The sequence below is a fragment of the Brevundimonas sp. genome, assembly GCF_036732845.1.
Classification (GTDB): Bacteria; Pseudomonadota; Alphaproteobacteria; order Caulobacterales; family Caulobacteraceae; genus Brevundimonas.
On record NZ_DAINBO010000003.1, the window covers coordinates 118,360 to 124,359 of the forward strand.

Sequence of the window (6,000 nt, forward strand, 5' to 3'; positions counted from 1 at the left end):
CACAGAAGGCCGCCATGAACGTCCACGTCCCGTCTGATGAGGCTCAAGCAGCGAGCGACCGCGTCGCGAGCGATAGCCCGACAAACAATGCCGACCTCGCGCTCGCCGACGCCAAGAAGCGGGTCGAGGCGGCGGCCGGCTCCATCCCCACCGGTCCCCGTCCGGGCGGAAAAAAGGTCTATGAGCCGGGCGTGATCTTCCCCGACATCCGCGTGCCCTTCCGCGAGATCGCCGTGCACCCCAGCGCCAATGAGCCGCCTGTGACGGTCTATGACCCCTCGGGTCCCTATACCGACCCGGACGCCGACATCGACATCAATCGCGGCCTGGCCGAGACCACCGGCCACTGGCGCATCGCGCGCGGCGACGTCGAGGTCGAGACCGCCCCCCGTCAGGTCAAGCCGGAAGACAACGGCGGCGCCGCCGGCAAACACCTGGCCCCCGCCTTCGACGACAGCCGCCGCATCATCTATCGCGGCGTCGCCGGCCGCCCGGTGACCCAGCTCGAATACGCCCGCAAGGGCGTGATCACGCCCGAGATGGAATATGTCGCCATCCGCGAGAACCTGCGTCGCGACACGGCCCGCGAATGGATCCGCGACGGCGAAAGCTTCGGCGCCGAGATCCCCGACTTCGTGACGCCCGAGTTCGTGCGCGACGAGGTCGCCCGCGGCCGCGCCATCATCCCGGCCAACATCAACCACCGCGAGGTGGAGCCGATGGCCATCGGCCGCAACTTCCTGGTCAAGATCAACGCCAACATCGGCAACTCGGCCGTCCTGTCCAGCGTCGCCGACGAGGTGGACAAGCTGGTCTGGGCCACCCGCTGGGGCGCCGACACGGTCATGGACCTGTCGACGGGCAGGAACATCCACAACATCCGCGACTGGATCATCCGCAACAGCCCGGTCCCCATCGGCACCGTGCCCATCTATCAGGCGCTGGAAAAGGTCGGCGGCGTGGCCGAGGACCTGACCTGGGAGGTGTTCCGCGACACCCTGATCGAACAGGCCGAACAGGGGGTGGACTATTTCACCATCCACGCCGGGGTGCGCCTGCCGTTCGTGCCGCTGACGGCCAACCGCGTCACCGGCATCGTCTCGCGCGGCGGCTCCATCATGGCCAAGTGGTGCCTGGCGCATCACAAGGAGTCGTTCCTCTACGAACATTTCGCCGACATCTGCGACATCATGCGGGCCTATGACGTGTCGTTCAGTCTGGGCGACGGCCTGCGCCCCGGCTCCATCGCCGACGCCAATGACGCGGCCCAGTTCGCCGAACTGCGCACCCTGGGCGAACTGACCCGCGTCGCCTGGGATCGCGGCTGCCAGGTGATGATCGAGGGTCCGGGCCATGTGCCGATGCACAAGATCAAGGCCAATATGGATGAGCAGCTCAAACACTGCCACGAGGCGCCCTTCTATACGCTCGGGCCGCTGACCACCGACATTGCGCCCGGCTATGACCACATCACCACCGCCATCGGGGCGGCCATGATCGGCTGGTTCGGCACGGCCATGCTCTGCTACGTCACGCCCAAGGAGCACTTAGGGCTGCCCGACCGTCAGGACGTGAAAGACGGGGTCATCACCTATAAGATCGCGGCCCACGCCGCCGACCTGGCCAAGGGCCACCCGGCCGCCCGCGCCTGGGACGACGCCCTGTCGCGCGCGCGGTTCGAGTTCCGCTGGGAAGACCAGTTCAACCTGGGCCTGGACCCCGAAACCGCCCGCCAATACCACGACGAGACCCTGCCCAAGGAAGCCCACAAGACCGCCCATTTCTGCTCCATGTGCGGCCCGAAATTCTGCTCGATGAAGATCAGCCAGGACATCCGCGACGCCGCCCGCGGCCAGAACGACGCGGGGGCCAGCCTGGCCGCCGACGCGGCCGAAGCGGGGATGCGGGAAATGAGCGAGAAATTCCGCGCCGGGGGCGGGGTGGTGGAGGTGAAGGTGTGAGGGGTATGGCATTAACCTCTTGACGAGAACGTTTTGAGAACGGACCTTCACCATTCACTCGGAGGTTACACATGGACGCCACTTCTCCCGGAGCGACCGCTGGCCAAACCGTTGAAGCGAATGGCGGTGAAAGCACCAAATCGGCTACGGCCAAGGCCCCAGCTCAACGGCGAGAAATTCCCGGCAATCTTGTCTACACAAGCACACCCGGCTCGCTTAGGTCGGTCTTGGATGCGATCATCAAGGCCGAAATTCCTGAGAAGGTAACTCAGGACTTCATCTCGACAGTCCTCGGTCTAAAGGGCGGATCGGCCGCCCAACAACTGCCTGTGTTAAAGCGCCTTGGCTTTGTGTCGGCTGAAGGCACGCCTACTGATCGTTATCGCAGATTCCGTAGCGATACGAACAGATCTGTGGCAGCTCTCGAAGCTTTAAAGGCTGGATATGCTTCTATCTTTCAGAAGAACACGTACGCGCACAAACTTCCTGAGGCCGATGTCAGAGATTTAGCGGCAGAGATCACAGGATTAAGAAAAACTGACTCTGTTATAGGTTACATATACGGAAATTTCGATAGACTGCGTGGTTACATAATAGACAAGGATGCATCAACGGATGCGCAGCCTGTATCTGACAATGCGTCTTCCGCAAACGAATCCAATGTACCGCAGTTAGCGGGGGGCATGGCTCCGCCGTTGGGTCTGAATTATGTTATAAATTTGGTCCTGCCTCATTCAAACAGTATTGAAACATACAACCTTATATTCAAGAGCCTGAGGGAGAACATAATTGACTGGAACCGTTAGGCCCATCCGAGATTTCATTTTCAATGGATTTGCTCTTGAGGGCGAACTGCATTCGATCATGCGTCGATTGGATGGCCCCACGGAACGTGGTCTTGGGCGCTTCGCTGGCGAGGAGATAGTTGAGCCATACATAGATCAGCTCGCACAAGAGGATCGCGAGGATGCTAGATTTATGGCGCAATATTACGAAGTTTTCTACCTTATTGAGAATATGCTAAGGCGAATGATAGCGCAAACTATGGAATCTACCTACGATGATAGGTGGTGGCATAGTAGAGTTCCTCAAGCGGTTAAGGATTCTGTCGCAAGAACCCAATCTCGTGAAATAGACTCTGCGGTCACCCCTAGATCTTCCGACCCAATCGATTTTACGACTTTTGGTGAGCTGAGCCAGATAATCAGTTTCAATGGCGATGCATTTGGTGGAGTTTTTACCTCGGTCAAGGCTGCAGAGCGGGTCATCGGGCTGATGAACACCCTGAGGGGGCCAATCGCGCATTGTGGATATCTAACCGACGATGAAGTCGCACGACTGTATCTGGCTGTCCGTGATCTCTTCCGCTTAATGGCCGCCGCGTAAACGGCCATGCCCACCCTCGTCCTCCTCGCCGGGCCGAACGGCGCCGGGAAGACCACCTTCATCAACGGCTATCTGCGCGAGCGGGCCGAGGCGTTTCAGTTCGTCAATCCTGATGAAGTGGCGCGCGATCTGCCGCCCGGTCCCGGCCGTGACCTGGCCGCCGGGCGGCTGGTGCTGGAACGGCTCGACGCCCTGTTCGCAGCCCGCGCCGACGTGGTGCTGGAGACGACGCTGGCCAGTCGCTCGTATGCGGTTCGGGTCCGCGACTGGAAGGCGGCGGGGTATCGGTTCGAACTGATCTATCTGAGCCTGCCGTCCGCCGACGCCTCCGTCGCCCGCGTCGCGCGCCGGGTGGCAGAGGGCGGCCACGGCATTCCCGAGGCGACGCTGCGCCGCCGCCATCCCCTCAGCCTCCACTATCTGGAAACGGCCTACAAACCGCTGGCCGACGACTGGAAGGTCTATGCGAGTGGCGGCGAAACCCTCCAACTGCTAGATTGGGGACCGCGATGAAACAGCCGCTGTTCGATCACGAAACCATCCTGAAGGCGGGCCGCCGCGCCGCCGAAATGGCCAAACACGGCACGCGCGAGGAGAAGTCCGGCAAATTCCTGCCGCCGCCCGGCTGGAAAGGGCATCTGGTCACCGCCGCCGACGCCCGCCCCGAACCCAGGCGCAAACGCGCCTGACCCCCTCCGTCCGCCTCTGACACCCCTTGCCCCTATCCTCCCGCGCGCACGATCGCACGGGAGGCGCGGCATGGATCACGATCGGGACAGACCCTGGCCTGAAGGCCCACGGGCCGAAATGGAGGCGGCGGCGGATGGCGACCGGCCCGATCCCGCGCCCTGGCTGTCGCCCTTCTATCATCGGGACGATCCCGACGAGATCGACGACGACCGCCGGTCCCGGCCGTCGCGGCGCGCGTCGGCGCGGGTGTGGGGCTTGGTGCGCGAGGACTATCTGGCCGGAGAGACGGCGCCCGAGGTCTGTCGTCGCTGGGGCGTCAAGGTCGCCACCTTGCGCGCCCGCGCCTCGGCCGAGGGGTGGCGCCGCGCCGACTTTCCCGAACCCGATCCCGAACCTGTCCCGCGCGCGCCGGAACCGCCGCAAGAGGGTCTCGACGCCCTGTCCGATGGTCCCGCCGACTACGCCGCCATGGCGCGCCGGGCGCTGGCGCGGTTCGAGCGGGCCTTGTCGCGCGGCCGGGCGGCCGATGCGGCGACCTGGCTGCGGCTGCACGCCCGCCTGCGTGACCTGGCGCGGGACGAGACGGCGGTCGCGGAAATCGACTCGATAGACTCGATAGACGCGGTTTTTTCTGATGCGGAAACGCCCTCGGTTTCTCCCGCCACGCCCGGGAAGGAGAAATGCGGTACTGTCGAAACGTCCGTCCTCGCGCCGCCAGAGACCCCGCCCATGGCCTTCACCGGTTTCACGCCCGCCGACCTGGCCTTTCTGACGGGCTTGCGCGCCCATAACGACCGCGACTGGTTCACCGAGAACCGCGCCGCCTATGACGAGGGGCTGAAGCCGGGTCTGGCGGCCCTGATCCTGGCGTTGAACGCTGCGCTGGCGGCGCGCGGCCTGCCGCTGGCGGGGGACCCCAAGGCCAGTCAGTTCCGCATCCATCGCGACACCCGCTTCTCCAAGGACAAGCGGCCCTACAAGACCCACGTCTCGGCCACCCTGACCCGCGACGGCAAGAAGATGTCGCCGGGCATGGTCTATGTGCATGTCGAGCCGCCCGCGTCGGACGCCGATCCCCACGCCGATCCCCTGGCCCTGCACGACGATCCGCACGGCCATGGGCCGTTCGCGGCGGCAGGCTTCTATCTGGACGAACGGGCCGATGTCGACGCCTTTCGCGCCGCCGTCGCCGCCGATCCCCAGGGCTGGGCCGGGGTCGAGGCGGCCCTGGCGGCGGCGGGGCTGAGGCTGGACCCCGGCGATCCGGTCAAACGCATGCCCAAGGGGTTCGAGGGCCATGCGGGCGGCCCGCTGGAGGCTGTGCTGAAACGCACCCGCTGGATCGTCTCGCGCCCCCTGACCCAGGCCGAGGTCCAGGGCGCGGATTTGCCAGAGGTGATCGCGGGCTTCGTGGCGGCCGCGCGGCCGTTGCTGGAGTTCGGTTGGAGGGCTTTTGCATAGGCTGGTCATTCCAGCTCCGTCATCCTCGCATCCTCGGGCTTGACCCGAGAATGACGGTGGGGGGTACGGCGCGGGATACGGACTCGCGCATAGCGGCCGCGCTCAAGCAGAGAGCGACCGCGTCGCGAACGTTAGCGCGACAAACCGCCCTCAAGCAGCGAGCGACCGCGTCGTGAGCGATAGGGCCAGAACAAAGAAAGAGCCGCGACCCTTTCGGATCGCGGCTCTCGCTCAGGCGCCCTCTAAGGGGAGGGACAGGGCGCCGTCACGGGGTGCGCCTACCAGCGGCGGCCGTCGCCGTCGCGGCGCTCATAGCGGATCTGGGCCGACAGACGGTCGAAGCGACGATCCAGGTCGGCGCGCTCCCACTGGGTCAGGCCGTCGCGGCGATAACGGGCCTCCAGGCGGGCGATGTTGTTGAACTCGGCCCGCAGGCGCACGGCCTCACGGCGGCTCAACTGGCCGTTGCGGACGCCCTGGTCGATGCGGCGGTCCAGATTGG

The 6,000-nt window shown here is 64.7% G+C and carries 6 protein-coding genes and 1 pseudogene; 6 read left to right on the top strand and 1 reads right to left on the bottom strand.

Going from position 1 to position 6,000, the window contains the following annotated elements:
* Nucleotides 1-14: 14 nt before the first annotated feature.
* The 6 genes from thiC to V7D63_RS02445 all read left to right on the top strand — a co-directional run bounded on the left by thiC (nucleotide 15) and on the right by V7D63_RS02445 (nucleotide 5,498).
* Entirely contained in the window at nucleotides 15-1,961 is a 1,947-nt protein-coding gene (thiC, locus tag V7D63_RS02420) for a phosphomethylpyrimidine synthase ThiC (protein ID WP_333590654.1), read from the top strand.
* A gap of 71 nt (nucleotides 1,962-2,032) precedes the next feature.
* Complete coding sequence (locus V7D63_RS02425; RefSeq protein ID WP_333590655.1) at nucleotides 2,033-2,767, top strand: DUF5343 domain-containing protein; 735 nt, start codon at nucleotides 2,033-2,035, stop codon at nucleotides 2,765-2,767.
* Nucleotides 2,751-3,347 carry a Swt1 family HEPN domain-containing protein gene (locus tag V7D63_RS02430; protein ID WP_333590656.1) on the top strand — a complete coding sequence of 199 codons (597 nt, stop codon included), beginning with the start codon at nucleotides 2,751-2,753 and terminating at the stop codon, nucleotides 3,345-3,347. Before V7D63_RS02425 ends, V7D63_RS02430 begins: the two co-directional genes overlap by 17 nt.
* A 6-nt stretch (nucleotides 3,348-3,353) precedes the next feature.
* Nucleotides 3,354-3,860, top strand: a complete 507-nt coding sequence (locus V7D63_RS02435; RefSeq protein ID WP_333590657.1) for an AAA family ATPase — start codon at nucleotides 3,354-3,356, stop codon at nucleotides 3,858-3,860.
* A complete protein-coding gene (locus V7D63_RS02440; protein ID WP_333590658.1) occupies nucleotides 3,857-4,036 on the top strand; it encodes a hypothetical protein in 180 nt (59 codons plus the stop codon). The genes V7D63_RS02435 and V7D63_RS02440 overlap by 4 nt, the downstream gene beginning before the upstream one ends.
* A 70-nt stretch (nucleotides 4,037-4,106) precedes the next feature.
* On the top strand, nucleotides 4,107-5,498 hold the full coding sequence (locus V7D63_RS02445) for a DUF2461 domain-containing protein (RefSeq protein WP_333590659.1): 1,392 nt from the start codon (nucleotides 4,107-4,109) through the stop codon (nucleotides 5,496-5,498).
* Between the two features lie 278 nt (nucleotides 5,499-5,776).
* Here V7D63_RS02445 and V7D63_RS02450 read toward each other — a convergent pair.
* Nucleotides 5,777-6,000: pseudogene (locus V7D63_RS02450) on the bottom strand (hypothetical protein); the annotation flags it as partial.